This window comes from uncultured Campylobacter sp. (assembly GCF_938045345.1).
Lineage (GTDB): Bacteria > Campylobacterota > Campylobacteria > Campylobacterales > Campylobacteraceae > Campylobacter_B.
On the sequence record NZ_CALIMS010000006.1, the window covers coordinates 117,760 to 135,782 of the forward strand.

At 44.6% G+C, this 18,023-nt stretch carries 16 protein-coding genes, 1 tRNA gene and 1 pseudogene; 15 read left to right on the plus strand and 3 right to left on the minus strand.

Annotation, left to right across the window (positions count from 1 at the left end; genetic code table 11):
• Positions 1–51 precede the first annotated feature (51 nt).
• The 10 genes from Q0144_RS02260 to Q0144_RS02305 all read left to right on the plus strand — a co-directional run bounded on the left by Q0144_RS02260 (position 52) and on the right by Q0144_RS02305 (position 13,583).
• Entirely contained in the window at positions 52–603 is a 552-nt protein-coding gene (locus tag Q0144_RS02260) for a DUF507 family protein (RefSeq protein ID WP_291938351.1), read from the plus strand.
• Positions 603–1,721, plus strand: coding sequence for a glutamine-hydrolyzing carbamoyl-phosphate synthase small subunit (carA, locus tag Q0144_RS02265; protein ID WP_298061343.1), 1,119 nt, complete (start codon positions 603–605; stop codon positions 1,719–1,721). Before Q0144_RS02260 ends, carA begins: the two co-directional genes overlap by 1 nt.
• 860 nt (positions 1,722–2,581) lie before the next feature.
• Complete coding sequence (locus Q0144_RS02270) at positions 2,582–3,310, plus strand: response regulator transcription factor (protein WP_298061345.1); 729 nt, start codon at positions 2,582–2,584, stop codon at positions 3,308–3,310.
• Positions 3,311–3,587: 277 nt separating this feature from the next.
• A complete protein-coding gene (locus Q0144_RS02275) occupies positions 3,588–6,497 on the plus strand; it encodes a PD-(D/E)XK nuclease family protein (protein ID WP_298061347.1) in 2,910 nt (969 codons plus the stop codon).
• On the plus strand, positions 6,484–9,420 hold the full coding sequence (locus tag Q0144_RS02280) for a RecB-like helicase (RefSeq protein ID WP_298061350.1): 2,937 nt from the start codon (positions 6,484–6,486) through the stop codon (positions 9,418–9,420). The genes Q0144_RS02275 and Q0144_RS02280 overlap by 14 nt, the downstream gene beginning before the upstream one ends.
• 96 nt (positions 9,421–9,516) lie before the next feature.
• Complete coding sequence (gene rplM / locus Q0144_RS02285; protein ID WP_005869672.1) at positions 9,517–9,942, plus strand: 50S ribosomal protein L13; 426 nt, start codon at positions 9,517–9,519, stop codon at positions 9,940–9,942.
• Positions 9,943–9,944: 2 nt separating this feature from the next.
• Positions 9,945–10,334, plus strand: coding sequence for a 30S ribosomal protein S9 (gene rpsI / locus Q0144_RS02290; protein WP_005869670.1), 390 nt, complete (start codon positions 9,945–9,947; stop codon positions 10,332–10,334).
• Positions 10,335–10,433: 99 nt separating this feature from the next.
• A complete protein-coding gene (locus Q0144_RS02295; RefSeq protein ID WP_298061353.1) occupies positions 10,434–11,456 on the plus strand; it encodes an OmpA family protein in 1,023 nt (340 codons plus the stop codon).
• Positions 11,457–11,522: 66 nt separating this feature from the next.
• Positions 11,523–12,581, plus strand: a complete 1,059-nt coding sequence (locus tag Q0144_RS02300; RefSeq protein ID WP_298061355.1) for an HAD family hydrolase — start codon at positions 11,523–11,525, stop codon at positions 12,579–12,581.
• Positions 12,582–13,509: 928 nt separating this feature from the next.
• A tRNA-Gln gene (locus Q0144_RS02305) sits at positions 13,510–13,583 on the plus strand.
• 163 nt (positions 13,584–13,746) lie between these two features.
• Here Q0144_RS02305 and Q0144_RS02310 read toward each other — a convergent pair.
• Both Q0144_RS02310 and Q0144_RS02315 read right to left on the minus strand, forming a co-directional pair.
• Entirely contained in the window at positions 13,747–14,208 is a 462-nt protein-coding gene (locus Q0144_RS02310; protein ID WP_298061357.1) for a DUF411 domain-containing protein, read from the minus strand.
• Positions 14,209–14,366: 158 nt separating this feature from the next.
• The gene (locus tag Q0144_RS02315) at positions 14,367–14,810 is read right to left on the minus strand and encodes a hypothetical protein (RefSeq protein ID WP_005869661.1); all 444 of its coding nucleotides are present in this window, start codon (positions 14,808–14,810) and stop codon (positions 14,367–14,369) included.
• Positions 14,811–15,014: 204 nt separating this feature from the next.
• Between Q0144_RS02315 and rplU the strand changes: the two genes are divergently transcribed.
• The 3 genes from rplU (at position 15,015) to Q0144_RS02330 (ending at position 16,331) form a co-directional block, all read left to right on the plus strand.
• On the plus strand, positions 15,015–15,323 hold the full coding sequence (gene rplU, locus Q0144_RS02320; RefSeq protein WP_040303368.1) for a 50S ribosomal protein L21: 309 nt from the start codon (positions 15,015–15,017) through the stop codon (positions 15,321–15,323).
• A 10-nt stretch (positions 15,324–15,333) separates the two neighbouring features.
• Complete coding sequence (rpmA, locus tag Q0144_RS02325; RefSeq protein WP_291938329.1) at positions 15,334–15,591, plus strand: 50S ribosomal protein L27; 258 nt, start codon at positions 15,334–15,336, stop codon at positions 15,589–15,591.
• A 269-nt stretch (positions 15,592–15,860) separates the two neighbouring features.
• Positions 15,861–16,331: a hypothetical protein gene (locus Q0144_RS02330; protein ID WP_297941719.1), complete on the plus strand. Its 471-nt coding sequence runs from the start codon at positions 15,861–15,863 to the stop codon at positions 16,329–16,331.
• 45 nt (positions 16,332–16,376) lie between these two features.
• On the opposite strand, the gene Q0144_RS02335 is transcribed toward Q0144_RS02330, so the two are convergent.
• Complete coding sequence (locus Q0144_RS02335) at positions 16,377–16,778, minus strand: hypothetical protein (RefSeq protein WP_297941721.1); 402 nt, start codon at positions 16,776–16,778, stop codon at positions 16,377–16,379.
• Between the two features lie 68 nt (positions 16,779–16,846).
• Between Q0144_RS02335 and Q0144_RS02340 the strand changes: the two genes are divergently transcribed.
• Entirely contained in the window at positions 16,847–16,993 is a 147-nt protein-coding gene (locus Q0144_RS02340) for a hypothetical protein (protein ID WP_297941722.1), read from the plus strand.
• A 630-nt stretch (positions 16,994–17,623) separates the two neighbouring features.
• A pseudogene (locus tag Q0144_RS02345) lies at positions 17,624–18,023 on the plus strand (GTPase ObgE); the annotation flags it as partial.

The window sequence follows — 18,023 nt, forward strand, 5'->3', positions numbered from 1 at the left end:
CCCGTTGCGGGCGGCGCGACCGCTCATAGAACTGAATTTAAAGGAACGATCATGCGAATACGACTACCACACGTGCCATATATCGCGCATAAAATAGCGCTGGATCTGCTAAACTCGGGCTGCGTTACGCTGAGTGCGGGCATAGAGCCCGTCGCGAAGGAAGCGGATGAGATCATAAGAGCCGATCTGCAAAAAGAAAGAGCGATAGACGAGCGCGCAAACGAGCTGATAGATGAGCGCATAAGCGAGCTAGATGAGATGAGCGTGAATAAAAAAGATATGTTTTGGCTCATCAAACGCCACATCGCAAACGACGAGAATTTCGAGCTAAATTTCGAGGATCGCTACGGCACCATATCGCATAAAATTTTAGAAACCGTTTGGAAGAAAAATTTGATCGATTACAAAGTCTCCGAAAACAGGCTAAAGACGATAATTTATAACGCGATCGACGAATATCTTAAAAATTATCAAAAGATTGAGGATGCGGTCTATGAAAAGATCGATGGCTACAAGCAAAAATTGATCCCAGGCACCGAAGAATACGAGCTGGTGTTTGAAAAGCTCTACGAAGAGGAGCTAAGAAAACGGGGCATGCTGTAATGAATGCGTATATCTACATAGAAAACGGCATCTACCTGCAAGCCAAGGCGTTCGGTAAGGGCGGCAGCGCATTCGGCGAGCTCGTGTTTAACACCTCTGCCACGGGCTACGAGGAGATCATTTCAGATCCGAGCTACGCGGGGCAGTTTATTATTTTCACTATGCCTGAAATCGGTATCGTAGGTATCAACGAAAACGACAAAGAAAGCTCCAAAATCCACGCAAGCGGAATTTTCGTAAGAAATTTTAACAACGAGCCTTCAAATTTCCGCTCGCAGATGAGCTTGGAGGATTATTTTCTGCAAAACGGAAAATTCGGCGTTTACGACATCGACACTAGATTTTTGACCAAGATGCTGCGCGATCAGGGCAGTTTGCGCGCCTTCGTCTCTACCGAGATCAGCGATAAGACGGCTCTTAAAAAGGCGCTTAGCGAGTCTGCGCGCATAGAGGAGATCAACTACGTAAGCATCGTAAGCACGAAGGCGCCGTACAAGCACACATCGGGTCGCTGGGACGCCGAGCGCGGAAGCTACACTCAGCCCGTAAGCTGCGGCAAAAAGATAGCCGTGATCGATTACGGCGTCAAGCGAAACATCCTAAACGAGCTTTGCGATCTAGGGCTCGGAGTAGAGGTTTTTCCGCACGACGTTAAAGCGGAAGCGCTGATCGCCAAATTTAAAGAGGGGCAGATCGACGGCGTGTTTTTATCAAACGGCCCGGGCGAGCCTCGCATGCTTAAAGAGGAGATCGCGCAGATCAAAAAGATGATCCAGGCGCGCGTGCCGATTTTTGGAATTTGCCTGGGTCATCAGCTGCTAAGTAACGCGATGGGATATGAGACCTACAAGCTGAAATTCGGCCAGCACGGCGCAAACCACCCCGTGCAAAACCTGCGCACCAAATCGATCGAGATCACCGCGCAAAACCACAACTACAACGTCCCCGAGACGATCGCGCAGATCTGCGAGATCACGCACCGAAATCTTTTTGACGGCACGATTGAGGGTGTACGCTACAGGGAGTATCCCGTATTTTCGGTGCAGCACCACCCCGAAGCCAGCGCGGGGCCTACCGAGAGCAAATATATCTTTAAAGAATTTCTTGAAATTTTATGATTTTTGAAATTTTGCCTGCACTAAATTTTACCGCGACTGCGCGGTAAAATTTTAAATTTACGGCAAGCTTTAAATTCTAACGCGGCCTTTGCATTGTAAATTTAAAGCTCGTCGCAGCCTGGATAATCGCAAGTCGGAGTAGTGAGTAAAGCACGCTTTTGCGAACTAAGGATTGCCGCGGTGATTTTGGATTAAGCAGCTTTTTGGATGAAACGAATCTGTGCTAGTCGCGATTTTAAATTTAAACCGGTTGCGCGCCGCATGCTTTTCATTCGTGTGATTTTTGCGTTAGCTTAGCTTATAAGCGTGCGCGGCTAAATTCCATGCACTTTAAAGATCAGGCTTGGCGCGCTTAGCTCTTTCAAAACTGCGGTACATTTCGCACGACTTCAAGTCCTTTAAATTTGGCGAGCCGTCTCGTTACCGTCAAAGTTATGCCAATAAACGCTTTGCCGCCTGTAAAATTTATCTAACTTTGCCCGCTCGTTAAAGCCTTATTGATGCGGTTTTGCCAGCTATGCCTAGTTTTTTGATAAACTATACCTGCTCTTAAAACCTTATCAGCGCCGTTTTATTTCCCTCTAAAAGCCATTTGCCTAAAATAAAATTCCGCTCCGCCGCGTAGTGAAATTTTACCTGCGCCAGCTTTGGAATTTTACTTTCAGCCGCTCTTAAATCTTTTTCGCACCGATAAGATTTAGCTCGCGTCATTTTAAATTTTGCCCCATTCCTAGGCCGCGGTTTTTATCCATGCTTCTTTTTTAATCCCGCCCATATTTGCACCTAAAATAAGAGTTGTGTTACTTTATGAAATTAAATTTTTAACTTAACATTATTTTAAGCTCAATAAAAGAGAAAATTTGAAAGAATTTCATTTGAAATTTCGCCTTGAGGGGTCTGCTATGAGCTGCGCTTTAAAAGAGCTGGACGTCTTGCTAGTCGAGGACGATACTAAATTACTAGCCTCGCTGCATAAGGCGTTTGAGGGTATTTTTAACAACATTTACAATGCCCAAAACGGGCTTGAAGGTGTGAAAAAATTCAAAAAATTTAGTCCTAATCTCGTCATTACCGACATTTTAATGCCGATCGAGGATGGGCTTGAGATGATACGCCAGATCAAGCAGATCTTTCCGCATGCCCCTATCGTGGTACTTAGCGGCTTCAGTAGGGAGGAGCAGCTAAAAGGCGTTATGGAGATTGGCGTCGAGCGGTATTACTTTAAGCCGGTAGATATCACCGCGTTTGTGCTAGAGATAAGTGCGCTGATGAAGTCTAAGCTGGACTCTGTACGAGTCGTAAATATGGGCGCAGGCTACGTATTTGACGGGCTTCGTCGTATTTTACTGAAGGATGGCGAGCAGCAGATCGTGCTTACTAAAAAGGAGCTTTCTTTTGTTTCGCTGCTAGCCAGTCGCGTGGGCGAGCTGGTACTTTACGAGGAGATCAAGCGTTATGTTTGGACTGAAGGAGCCGTGAGTGATACGGCGCTTCGCACCTTCGTCAAGCGTATCCGCGATAAAGTGGGAGGCGAAATCATAAAAAACGTCCCGAGCCTAGGATACAAGATCGAGCCTGAGCCAGCTTAGATTTGATTGCGTTTTTGCCGCTTTGTAATTTACGGAATCCACTCGTAAAATTTTGCGTTTAAATTATGTCGCGACATAATGTGTAGCGAGGCATATTTCCACGCTCAAAGCGCCGCAGATTAAAATTTTACGCTTATCCAACTTACTAAATTTGACTTGATAAAATTTAACCTCTCAAGCTTTTCAAAAACTTCTTTGCTTAAAAGCCCAAACTAAAAATTTCTTGCTAAAATATCGCAAAATTCCGCGTTCTGCGAATCGCTCTAAAGGATTTGTTTTGAAAAATTTGCCCTCTAAAAATCTCTTTGTCTACACTAGCTCGCGTGCGCTACGCGCGGCGCTGCAAAGCGAGAGCGGCGGCGTGCTGGCGCCTAGGATTACGTTAGCGGAATTCTACGAAAAGGCGCTTTTTGTGCCGGATCTTGTCGCTTGCGGCGAGATAGACCGCGCGCTTTTTATGAAGCAGGCGGTAAACGAGAGCAAGCGCGCGGACGAAAGGCTTAAATTCCCTAACGAGCTTTACGAGTTTATGCGTAACCGCGAGTATCTTTTTGGTTTTTTCAAGGAGCTTGCGACGGAGCGCGTAAGTATCGATGCGCTCGATCTTAGCGACACCTATGCGTGGTATGCCGAGCATTTTGAAATTCTGCGAGAGCTAGCGGGGGCGTATGCAAGGATTCTGCGCGAGCATGGATTTTACGACGAGATCACGCTGCCCGCGCTTTATGAGCTAAACGAATCCTATCTGCGCGGATTTGAGCGGATAGAAATCAACATCGACGGCAATCCTAGCGCATTTGAGTTCGAGGTTTTTAAGCGCGCTGCGGAGCTGAGCGAGGTTGTGTTGAGCTTTAAAGCCACGACTTTAAATTCCAAGCCCGTGCGTGCGGTGGAGGAGCTTTGCGGCATAAGTCTAGAGCTAGGTTTTGCCTACCGCCTAAATCTTGGTACGGGTGAAATTCTAAGCCGAGAGCCGCTAAGCGTGGGCGGGGCGGTTGTGTGTAGAGGCTTTGAGTTGCGAAGCTTGCAGGCTAGCTACGTTTTTGAAAAAATTTCATCCTTCGTGCGTGCAGGTATCGTGCCGGAGCGCATCGCAGTGATCCTGCCCGACGAGAGTTTTGCCGGCACACTGCGGCTTTACGACGAGCGCATCGCAAGGGCTCGCGGCTCGCACCGCATGCTAAATTTCGCGATGGGCGAAAATCTTAAAGATAGCCTATTTTACGTAACGCTAGAGAAAATTTCGCAGTGCTTAAAAGAAGCGCGCACGCCGAAATTTGGCGTAGATTACCACGCATTCAAAAGTCCGGATGGAGGATTTTTGAATGTGGAGGATTCCACGGTACAGCAAAATTTAGCGCTAGGTAATTTCGCTTCCGAGAATTCTGCATCGCAAAATTTCGCACAGCAAAATTCCGTGCTGGATTGCGAAATTTTTTCAAATTCTAAAGCGGATTTAAATTTTATATCTGCGCGAGAGTTTGAAAATACGGAAAATTTTGAAATTCTGCGCGAAATTTCGGCGGAACGCTCGGATAGCGCGGAGGAGCAAAGCCTTTCGCTAGATCTTGCAGAGTTACAAGAGCCTTTGGAGTGTGTGCAGCGGCGTGATTATTCAGCTTGTGTAAAACAGCAAAAGTTTTTAAAGCAGCAAGAGAGCCTACGATACTCTATGCAGCTGGAGCATATAGAGCTTGAGGAAGAAGATGGGTATTCAAAAAGCCATGAGCGGCGCGATCGCTTTAGGCGCTCTAAAATACGCGAGGGCGCAGATGAGTATCCGCAGCGCCCAAACCCGCAGGAGCTTGATCTGTTTTTTGCGAGTGTGGGTGTGGATGAGGCGCTTTTTGGCGAGTTCGCGCGCAATTTTGCAAAGCAAGTAAGCTTCGAGCATTTCGAGGCACTAATTGCCAAGCTCGCCTGTTTGCCTAAAATTAGCGACGCGCTGCTGCAAGAAAAGCTAAAAGAGCCGCTATATCTAATTAAAATTTTGCTTCGAAAATTTAAGGACGAAAACCTAAACTTAGGCAATCTGATCGATCTTTTTTTGTTAGAAATTTCGCGTATCAAGCTTGATGATGTTCGTGGCGGAAAGGTCACGGTAATGGGGCTTTTGGAGAGCCGTGGGCTACAATTTGACGGCGTGATAATCCCCGATTTTAACGATGATCTAGTGCCAAAGCGCAGTAGTGGAGAGATGTTTTTAAACTCTGCTTTGCGCGCTAGAGCAGGGCTCATCAGCCACGCAGATCGCGAAAATTTACAAAGATTTTACTACGACGGCTTACTAAGAGGCGCTAAAAAAAGCGCGATTTGCTATTTGCAAAGCGTCGAGAAATTGCCTTCGCGGTTTTTGAAAAGTTTTGAAGTGCAACAAGACGCGGAATTTTCGCAGGAGGATTATTTGCGGCTTTTTGGGAGAGAGGAATTTAAGTCCGCCTTATGCGGACAAGAAGATCCCGTGGCTCGCCATGATTTTTTTGCCGAGGAGCTGTCGTTTTCGCGGCTGGATACGTTTTTAGAATGCAAGAGGAAGTATTATTACCGCTACGTTTTCGGGCTAAAAGAGGGGCTAAAATTTGGCGAGGATAATGCGCTTTTGGGCAAAATTTTACATACGAGTTTTCAGCGTTTATACGAGCGAGCGGGGATGAAATTTAGCATGCAAAAATTTCGCCCTATTTATTCGCAGCTTGCGCGAGAAGCAGGGATTGCGCGCTTTGATGCGGAGCTTGAGCTAAAATCGGTAGAAAAGCTAGCTAAGCTTTTAGAAGAGCATGAGCAAATTTGGAGCTTTAGCGGTAGTGAAGTATCGCTAAAAGGCGAGCTTGACGGAGTGCGGCTGAGCGGGCGGATCGACCGCATCGACGAAGATAAGGCAGGGCGGAAGTTTATCATCGATTACAAACGTGGTTCAGCTAAAAAGCATATGGAAAAATTCCAGCTTACGTTTTATCGCGCGCTTTTGGCTCAGGAGTGCGAATGCGCCTATCTGTCGCTAAAAGATTGCGCGTTTGCGGCTCCTGGCGACAAAACGCCTAGCTTAGAAAATCTGCGCGAGATGCTAAGCTCTATCGGTAAGGAATTTGCAAGCGAGGTCGCTTTTACGCGCACGCAGGCGGTGCAAACCTGCGAATACTGCGATTATAAAATCATTTGCAAGGGGCAGATCGATGGCAAAATTTGAAAATTATCTGGCGCTTGAAGCAAGCGCAGGCAGCGGCAAGACCTTCAATCTCGCGGTCAGGTTCATCGAGCTGGTGCTAAAGGGCGAGCCGATCAATGAAATTTTAGCTCTTACTTTTACCAAAAAAGCCGCTGCTGAGATGAAAATGCGTATCGTGGAGAAATTTCAAAATTTGCTGCTTTTGCAGGATGGCTCGCTAAAGCCTAGCGCCGAGCTGGAGCAAATTTGCGAGGATCTAAATATGAGCGCGGATGAGGTTTTGGCAGCGCAACAGCGCCTACTGCCTAAATTTTTAAGTGAGAGCCTAAACGTCTTTACCTTTGATGCGTTTTTTGCAAAAGCTCTACGCTCCTTTGCGCTAAACAGCGGCATTGATCCAAGCTTTGAAAACGATGAAGGGATTTTGGGTGTGCAGCAGGCGGCGTTTTTAGGCGCGATTTGTAAAAACGAAACGCTACTAAGAGAGGTCGTGGATTATGTAAGTGATTCAGGAATGACAAAGAACGAGTTTTTAAATAGCTTACAAAGCATTTGGAGAGGCGATATAAGCATAAATCCGCCCACGCTTCCCGCAAGCTCCGCGCTAGCAGAGATAAATAAAATTTTATCCTGCTTGCAAAAAGCGGCGAGAGATGCGGGCGTAAGCGCTGGAGCCGTAAATGGGCTAAGCCCTGTTAGTGATCTTTCAAAATTATCCTCTGGTTTCATTCTTTCGGCTCTTGCCAACGGCAGTTTCGATTATTCGCGCTCGCAGCTTAAAAAAATTTCGCATCTTGACGGCGAGTTAGCAAGGCTAAAAGACGCCGTAGCTCGCGAAATAGCGTGGATGGATGCGACATATGCGGTTAAGCTGGCAGGACTAATTAAAATTTATGCCGAAGCGCTTAAATCGGTGCAGCGCAAAAGCGGCAAGCTTACATTCGGCGATGTCACCGCAGCCGTGCACTCGCTGCTAAATCCAAGCGCAGAGGCGTTGCAGGGCAATCGCGAGCTTTTGTATTTCAGGCTCGATTCTAAAATCACGCATATTTTAATTGACGAATTCCAAGATACCGACATTTGCCAGTATGAAATCATGCTGCCGCTAATCTCCGAAGCGCTTGCCGGCAAAGGGGCGGAAGAGCGCTGTGGCAGCTTTTTTTACGTAGGCGATAAAAAACAGAGCATCTATAAATTTCGCGGCGCAGAGAGAAAAATTTTTGATATTTTGCGCGAGCAGTTTAGCCAAATCAAAACGCAGAGTCTGCCGCGCAATTATCGCAGCTTAAAACTCATCGTAAAATTTGTAAATGAGATCTTGCGCGATAAATTTGCGTCTTATGAAGATCAAATCGCGGCAAATAAGATAGATAGCGATCTGCCTGCTTCAGTGCTGCAAAAAATCAAGGATTATCCGCTTTCCCATCCGCACATGCCACTATTTGAGGCACAAAGCGACGATTACGGCTACGTAGCGGCGTTTTCATACGACGACGTGCTAAAGGGGACTGCGGAGCAAGCGCGCAGACTTGTTGAGGAGTGCGGCGTAAGAGCTGATGATATTGCGATTTTATGCTGGAAAAACGAGCATGTAAGCGCGCTAAAAGAGATGCTATCGGAATTTTGCGAGGTTTGCAGTGGCTCAAATAAGGCCCTGCGTTGCAGCGAGCAGGTAAATGCCGTAATTCAATACGCGAAATTTTGCGTAGGTGGCGATGAAATTTATCTGCGAAACGCCGAAGCGATTTTGGGTAGGCGGCTTAAAAAGATAGCGGTTGATTTGCATAAAAACGCGCAAAAAACGGCAGAATTTATCGCTAGCGCGCTGAAATTAAATTTTGTCGATCCAGATCTGCTGCTATTTTTTGAGACGCTGGCAAAATTTAATAGTTTTAGCGAGTATCTGTTTGCAAACGACGAAACGGAGGTATTTGCCAAGGAACAAAGCGGCATTAAAATTATGACTGTGCATAAGTCCAAGGGGCTTCAGTTCCCGCACGTAATCGTTTGCGACCGCATCGGAGGAAAAGACCGAGGCGAGAGCTCAAAGCTCGCGACGGACTATGATTTTGCCACGCATAAGTGGAGGATTTTTTATAAATTTGCGAGCAGAAAGAGCCTGGATACGGAATTTGCAGCATTAATGGATGAAAACGATCGCTCTGCGTATGAAGAGGATATAAACAAGCTCTACGTGGCATTTACCCGCGCCGAACGCTCGCTCATCATCGTAAAACGCTCCGAGGAAAAAATAGATCAATACAATTATAGCTTTTTTTCGCCTTACGCTAAAAAGACTAAGGGTGCGGGCGTCGTGGAGTGGCTGGATATCCCGGATTTTCAATACGGCTACGTAATCCCAAGCTCCGTAAAATCAGAAGAGCCGCCGCCGCGCAAAAAGATCGCGCTCGTAGCGGGCGAGCCTCAAAGTGCGCAAGAAAAAGCAGACAGCGGCGAAACGGAAGCGCTAAGCGCGATATATTTCGGCGAGGCGCTGCACTATGCTCTGGAGATGAGCGAAGGCTTTGGACCAGATGAAATTTTACGCGGAGTAAGCCTTGCAAAAGGATGCTACGCTAAATTTTTAAACGATGCGGATTTTGAAAATATCGCGGCGCGAGCGCTTGGTCTAAGCAAAAACGAGGAATTTTTAGCTCTGATAAAGGGCGCTTGGGCTTATAAAGAGATGCCGATCAAAAGCGCGGAGGGTGATCTTTTGCGCGTGGATCTAGCGTGCTTTAGGCAGGATGAAATTTTGCTTTTTGATTACAAGAGCTCAGAAAAATACCTTGCGCAAAACAAAGCTCAAGTAGCGCGGTATAAAAGCGTGATCCGCGAGTTTTATCCGAATGCGCGAGTGCGTGCCTTCGTGCTGGTTCTCGAAGCTGCGGGCGCTAAGCTGATCGAAGTGAATGAGGAGGGTAAAATTTTAAAATTTAGATGAAATTTGAACATAGATAGATTAAAGACAGCTTAAATTAAGTTATACGTAAGGATATTTCTATATAATCACAGCTCAAATTTTAATAAGGCGGAAACCATGACAGAAATTACAAAGCCTAGCGAAGTTAAGCGCGACTGGGTCGTTATCGACGCGACCGACAAAAGATTCGGTAGAATGCTTACCGAAGTTGCGGTATTGCTACGCGGCAAACACAAACCAAGCTATACTCCAAATGTAGATTGCGGAGACTACGTCGTTATCATCAACGCTTCAAAAGCCGTATTTACCGGCAATAACAAAGGCGACGACAAACTTTATCACAGCTACTCGGGCTATTTCGGAAGCGTAAAGAGCGTAAAATTTCAAGACCTGCTTAAAAACAATCCCGCAAAGCTCTACAGACTTGCGGTTCGCGGCATGCTTCCTAAGACGAAGCTTGGCAAGGCGATGATCAAAAAGCTATTCGTATATGAAGGCGGTGAGCATCCTCATACTGCGCAAACAACTAAAAAAGGAAAATAATCATGGCGACAATTTATGCAACCGGAAAGAGAAAAACTGCCGTAGCTAAGGTTTGGGTAAAACCTGGAAGCGGCAAGATCGTAGTAAACGGTATGGATCTAAACACCTGGCTAGGCGGTCACGAAGCGATCAAACTAAGGGTCGTTCAGCCGCTTTTAGCGACTAAACAAGAGACCTCGATGGATATCACCGCGCAGACTTTGGGCGGCGGATATTCGGCTCAAGCGGATGCGCTAAAGCACGGAATTTCAAAGGCGCTTGCCGCGATGGATAAAGATTTTAGAGCGGCTCTTAAGCCAAAAGGTCTGTTAACTCGCGATAGCCGCGTTGTTGAGCGAAAGAAATTCGGTCGCCGCAAAGCGCGCAGAAGCCCGCAGTTCTCTAAGAGATAATGTTTTTTACAAATTTGTGGCGAAATTGTCGCAAATTTGTAAATTCTTTAAAAATTTTATGGTAATATCGAATTACAACTTTATTTGAAAGGATGTTTAATGAAGAAAGTTCTACTTGCATTAAGCTTGTGTGCATCCAGCGCATTGTTCGCTAGCGATGCTGATTATCACTGGGAGATCACCCCTACTATTGGTGGAATGACTCATGAGGGCAATATGGATTTGGATTCGAATTTTATGTTCGGTCTACGTCTTGCCAAAAATCTACAAGATTCGTTTATCGATCAAGTAGAGGTTGGTTTTGATTACTCTCGCAATATTGGCGTAGAGGATTTAGCTCACAGAGTAGGCAACGATAAGCCTGACGCTAAATATTATCACATCAATGCTGTAAAAGATTTGGTAAATTTCACCGATAATTTCAAATTATACGGCTTGCTAGGTCTTGGATATATGGATTACACTAAAGACGTTTACAACGATGGCGATCAAGATAGCGGCTTCGGCCAATACGGCTTGGGTCTAAAGTACTACATTACCGACAATTTCGCTACAAAACTTGAAGCACGCGATGCTATCAGATTTGACGACGGCAACCACGTATTGTTCTATACTCTAGGCTTTGCAGTTGATTTTGGCAAGAGATATGCTGACGCAGCTCCAGCTGCCGCTCCGGCTCCTACAGGCTGCAAAGACGCAGATAACGACGGCGTATGCGATAATGTCGATAGATGCCCAGGCACACCTGCTGGTGTAGTTGTAGATGAATATGGTTGCGAGAAGGTTATTAGATTAAATTTGGGCGTAAATTTTGCTACAGATAGCTCAAAAATTTCCCCTGAGTTTATGAACCAGATCAAAAACGTAAGCGACGTGCTAGTGGCTCACCCTGATTACAAAGTAATTCTAGAGGGTCACACCGATAGCACCGGTTCGAATGCATATAATCAAAAGCTTTCCGAGCGCAGAGCTGCTGCAGTTGGAGCTGCGCTTAAGAGCTTCGGCGTAGATGCTAGCAGAATCACCACTGTAGGATACGGCGAGACTAAGCCTATCGCTACAAACGCTACTAAAGCAGGCCGCGCTCAAAATAGACGCGTAGATGCTAAATTTAGAAAATAATCTTTTCTAGATCCATATGAGCGGAGCTTCGGCTCCGCTTTTTTTATATCCAAATTAAATTTTAAAATGCCAAAATTCCAAACCACTCTGCTTTTTGATCTCGATGGTACGCTCATAGACTCCACGCCCGCTATACTGGAGGGCTTTCACTACGCGTTTGCGCATTTGGGCGCTGCAGAGCCTAGCGACGAAGCGATTAAAAGGCTTATCGGGCATCCGTTAGAGGTAATGTTTGAGCGTCTAGGTGTGACGCGCGATGTGCAGAATTTCGTGCTCGCCTACAAACAGCGATATGCGCAGACTTTTTTGGATCAGACCGTTCTGCTAAGCGGTGCGTTCGAGGCGGTTCGCACGGCGGGTGAGTTTGCAAATTTAGGCGTCGTGACGACCAAGACGTCGAAATTTTCTAAAATTTTATTGCGACATCTTGGCATCGCTGATCTTTTTGGCACCATCGTTGGACGAGAGGATGTAAAAAATCCAAAACCAAGCGCCGAACCGATCTTAAAGGCGCTCGAAAATTTAGGAATTTGCGGCGCGACCGCTAGCCAAAGCCCGCATGCGGCTTGCGGTAAAACTCACGACGCGACTGCCGATGAAAATACAAGCGCTGCTAGCAGGAGCGTGATTTTGAGTGAAATTTTAACGCCTGATTTAAAGAGCCTTCCTGCGCTTGATCCTGATCCTAGCAAAGTTTACGAGCAAAATTTAAGTAGTATTGCGAGTCAAAATTCTGATAGGATTTCGTTTAGAAATTTAAGCAAAGCAAAGAGTGATAGACACGAGGCTGGCGATAATAGCCAAAAGAGCGGTGTCGACATCGAGGGCGAGAGCGATAAAGGTGGCGCGCGCGGCAGTAAAATTTATGATGCGCATGAGATAAATTCCACTCCTTGTTATGACAAAATTTGCAGTGACGAAATCCTGCCTTCTGTTGGCCAAAATATCTTTATGATCGGCGATACGTCGCTTGACGCCATTTCGGCAAAGTCGGCAGCGGTGCGAAGCGTGGGCGTAAGCTGCGGTTACGGCAATGCCTCGGAGCTACGGGCGCATTTTGAGTTCGTATGTGCGGACGCAAAAGAGGCGGTTGAGTTGATACGCGAAATTTCATCAAAATTTTAGGCACGACGGAGCGAAATTTTTCTAGCTTCGATGCGCTATTTTTGCAAATACTTAGAAGTGAACCCGCGCCCGAAATTTAAAATTTCCAATTAATTTTTGCGTTTTAAACAGCGCGCAATATAAAATTTGTCCGCGCTATTTAGCTGGAGGGACAAGACGCTTTCTAAGTGTTCAAACGATAGGCGGAGTTAAATTTCGCATATTTCTGCTCTGGTCTAGCAAAATAGCCTGTGCCATATTAACGATATATGAGAGATTTCACTTTGTTCGTCGTGCTTGATTTGATTCGTCGAATGTTTGGTATTAACACAATATATGGGAAAAATTCCGTCGCAGTCAAATTTTATGCAATTTTACAATGTCTTTTGAGCCTGCAAAGGGTTTTTACAAGAAATTTTATGCAAGTTTCGCGCTCAAATTTTGGCTTTGATTTTAGTTTAGACCCACTTAATCGCGATAAATTTTACACTCCGCTTGAGGTGAGCATTTGGTAGGACTTTTATGCGATCCTATCGCAAGTCTATTTGACGCTTATTTAGGGTGCTGCATTCCGGGTTTTGTCGCAATTATGTTCGCTGCGGATTTTCGGTGCGATTTATATCATTTAAGGCCGCGCCCGCGCCCAGCGAGCACTAAACATATATGTTTTGAAGACAGGCTTATATCCTAAAAATTTCATCCCGGAATAAATAAGCTCGCAAAGGCGTAAATATAGGATAAACTAGCCAAATTTTAAAATTTAGCTCCGCGGCGAGTAGCCATATTCTTTTATCGAAGCCTATGAAAGCAGCGTTAGTTTTTACGTTTGAATTTTATCGTTTCGGCTCAGCAGGGCTTTAAATTTAATCTAAAATTTTGCAAAATTTTAAAATTCCACCCGCTCTTATGCTTTTTTAAAGCAAAATTCTATAAAATACCGCTTCCGAAATGGGCTATCGTCTAATGGCAGGACAACAAACTCTGGATTTGTGAATATAGGTTCGACCCCTATTAGCCCATCCACTTAATTTTTAATCCCCTTTATCATAGCAGTGTTTGAAATTAATTTGCGCGTCATTTTTTGCAGATCGTGGCAGCATTCGCCGGCTAAGGCAAATTGCGCCAAGCCTTAAATACGCAAAATTTTATCGAGCCAATAAGTAAGTTGCCGCTTTAAAGCGGCGGATTATTTGATTTTTTCTTTGCCTTTGTAAGTGGCGATGCTTTGATACGAGCCATCCTTTTTAAACGCCACCACGTCATAGACCTCGGGCTGAGAGCCTTGCTCCATACCGGGTGCTTCTAGTGGCATGCCAGGTACTGCTATGCCGATGACGTCTTTAGGCTTATTTTTTAGTAACGTGTGGATTTCGCCTATTGGCATATGCCCTTCGACTACATATCCGTCTATGATCGCGGTGTGGCAGCTAGCGAGCTCTAGCGGAAGTTTGAGCTCATTCTTCTTCTGGATAAGCGGCTCGTCAGCCAGCGAAATCATCTCGACTTCAAATCCGTTTTGCTCCATGTATTTTGCCCAGTTGTGACAACAGCCGCAACTCTCGCCGTGATAGACCTTGACATGTTCGCTCGCCGCCGCATAGCTACCTAATGCCGCTAAAAGCGCACCTACAAATAAAATTTTCTTCATATTTTACTCCAGTGATTAAAAGTCCTCGATTATACAATACGTATAGTAAATTTTTAAGAGCGAACCATATAACTCTAAGATTAAATTTGACGAAGCAGACCCGCTCGTAAGCCGAAATTTTACGAAATTTTAAAATTTCGGCGTCGCGGATAAGTTGGTTATAGGCACTGAGACAGTGCTGATTTGATAGCGGATTTTGATACGTAGCCTTCCGAGTCGCTGGTAAGTGATACGTCGCAGCCTGGCTTATAGTTTTTCCAGGTGTAGATGTTGCCATTGTCTTCGGTTGTTTTGATGGAGTCTGGCTGTTTATTCCATGCAGAAATTACTTGATTGATATGAAATGCATCGCTGCGGTCTTTCGGCGCATTAGTCATACCCGTGCTATCGGGCAAGGTCGTTTCGACCATATCAGTGGTGCCTGCGGTGGAGACCTCTTGGACTTTATCATTTACGCCGCCGATATTTGTTTTGCTGCTTTGGGATTTTGTTTGATTGCGTACTCCGCTTGGTTCGTTGGATATATTCCAGTTGGAACAACCGATAAAAAATACCGCTGCTACGAGCGCAGCTATTAAATTTCTCATAAAATTCTCCTTCAAAAATTTCGTTGCGATAGTAGCACATTTATCTTTAGTTTAAAATAAATCCGAGCCCTTGAAATTTGAAATTTCGTAGGAATTTTGCGAGGCGTTTCAGTAGGAATTTATAAAATTTCGGATAATATTCAAAGTTTAATACCAAACGGGCTTTTAAATTTTGCACGGCAAATGCCTTTTTGGCTACCAAATTTTAAAGGATTTTTGATGTATGCTATCATCAAACACGGCGGCAAGCAGTATAAGGTCGAAGAGGGCAACTACCTAAATTTAGACCATTTTAATGCTGAGCCGAAAGCAAAGCTCGAGCTTAGCGAAGTTTTAGCGCTAAACGACGGCGAGTTAAAGGTAGGAGCACCGTTCGTAAAGGGTGCCAAGGTGGTTTTGGAGGTCGTTTGCGAAGGCAAGGATAAAAAAGTCGTTATCTTCAAAAAACGCAGACGCAAAGATTCAAAAGTAAAACGCGGCTTCAGACGCCAATATACCCGCGTCAAAGTCGTTTCGATTAACGCATAAAGGATAGGAAATGGCACACAAAAAAGGTCAAGGTTCAACCCAAAATAATAGAGATAGTATCGGACGCCGCTTGGGTGTTAAAAAATTCGGTGGCGAGTTTGTGCGCGCGGGCAACATCATCATCCGCCAGCGCGGCACTGCGACGCACCCAGGCTGCAACGTAGGCATGGGCAGCGATCACACGATTTTCGCGCTGATCGACGGCGTCGTAAAATTTGAGCGAAAAGATAAAAACCGCAAAAAAGTATCGGTTTATCCGGCTGCGTAAATATCGCTAAATCTTCGGGGCGCAAGCCCCTCTTTTAAATAAAAATTCGAAAAATCGCTGTGAAATCGAAAGGTTTTTCTCACGCGAAAATTTCGTTATAAAACTCGCTACGACGAGATTTAAAATTTATCAAAAAATCACGAGTTAGAAATGATAGGCGCGCCGTTCCTTAGACTTTAAAGTTTAGCTCTAATTTTGAAATTTTACCGAATATTATTTGTGTAAATAATGGCGCATGGGGAATTATTTAAATTCTAAAGGGATTGGCTATGATAAAAATAGACAAAAGCGAAATTTTAAAATATCTCGTAAACAACATAATAGACAAAGACCTATTAAGAGGCATAAACGCCCTTATCGACGAAAGTATTAAGTCATTAAAAATCGAGATAGACGGTAATAAAATTAGTCCGAGCGACGCGGAAAAAATCGTGAAAGATATACAAAGTAGCGATAAATTTAAAAGCTTGATAGGTGAAGCCGCGAAAAAGAACCAAGCATCCATCAAATCAGGTGGTGGATTTTGGTTCGGTGCTGTCGTAGCAGGAGCGATAGCTTATGGCGGATACGATATATTTTTGGAGCGTTATTCAATAGATGAAGAATACTCTTTTATCTCTAAGTGCGTCGGCGAGCAGGGTGAGGAGTATAAAAAAGACTATTGCGTTAAGCAACTAAAAAAGTGTTTAAAGGACGATAAAAAGATTCGCGAATGTTCTCGCGGATTGTCGGGTCGCTAGAAGCGGCGATCGATTTGTGATCACGCCATATCCATATTCAACGGGCTATGTATCGCTTGGCTCGTTCGTATCACCAAAAGCTATTTTTGAGCCCTCTTGTATATTTTCGCAAATTTCATCGCCTAAAATTTTTCTCTCGAAGCTATCGTCTATAAGCGTCTTATAGCGTTTAAGCTTTTTGTATTCATCGCTATCAAGCAGGAATTTATAAATTGCTTTTAATTTATCCGCCATTTTTTGCGAGCTTAAATTTTCGTTTTTAACTCTTTGCATGAGCTTTTCGTATGATTTTGCTCGTTTTTTTAAATAGCTTTCGTCATCTGAATTTTCGTCGAATTCTACAAATTCTATTAAAAAATTCGTCAATCCAAGCCTTATCTGACTAACTCCATTTCGTATATCGTCCACTAGCTCTTTGCATTTTCTATCATAATTTTCTGTCGCCATTTGTCGCCGAACCTTTCTGTAAAATTACGCTAATTATATCAAAATCTTACGGAAAGGAGGTGATTAAAATGAATACGTCAGATATGAGCCAGGACGAGCTTGATTTGTGGTCGAATATAAATAATCCAAACAATGATGCCGATATGGACGATTGGGCGGATGCGCATAATCCAAATAACGATGATTATTTGGGCGATGACGACGAGAATGAGTGATTTTATAGTTGTGACCGGTTAAATTTATATAGGTCGCCAAATTTGCGTCAAAAGCCGGATTAGGCTTATAAAGGAGAAATGATGGCAAAATCTGGAGTTAGGCCGCCAAATGGTCCGAGCACTACGGGTAATCCAAGTGGTAAAGGTCGCGGGAATAATCCGCCAAAAAAATAGATATTCTCCTCCTTTGGGAGGAGACAAATTTAAGGAAAGAGTATCATTTCGAGGACTGTGATTTTACGCCGCTTGTCGCAAAGTTTGAAAATCTGGACAAAATAACTTTAGGTTTTGAGGAACAAAAGACTAAACGGTCGGTAAAAGACGCATATCTAAATTTTGTTTTGCTAGATTGTTAAGTAGATAAAATTTTGTAATCTTGTAGATATCATTCAAGCATTTAAAGAAAAGTGCGGCAACGATGGCTATACTAGCAACGCTAAAATAGTAAATTTTTACAAAGGAATGGACGTAAGGTAAGTCCTGTTGATTAAGGCCCTTCCGTCTTGAAAAGATCTTTATGAAAGAAATACTTAAATTTTTAAGATTAAGATTAAACTACGGCTTTAAAAGCGATCTTGCTGTAGTTTTAGTAATTTTGGATATAATCGCCCTTAAAAACTAAGGTAGAAAATGTTCATAGACAGCGTAAAATTTAGCGTTAAATCTGGTAATGGCGGCGCAGGTTGCGTTAGCTTCCGCCGCGAAAAATTCATCATCTTGGGCGGTCCCGACGGCGGCGACGGCGGCGACGGCGGCGACGTGTATTTTAGGGTAGATAAAAACTCCCACACCCTCTCATCCTACAAGGGTAAGCGTGAGTTTAAAGCGCAAAACGGCGCGCCCGGCGAGGGTCGCAAAAAGACGGGCAAAAGCGGCGAGGATCTCTATCTCATCGTCCCTCCGGGCACCAGCGTTTACGACGAAGATAGCGGCGAGCTGGTGCTTGATATGCTAAACGACGGCGAGACGAGGCTGTTTTTAAAAGGCGGCAAAGGCGGGCTTGGCAACGTGCACTTTAAAAGCTCGATCA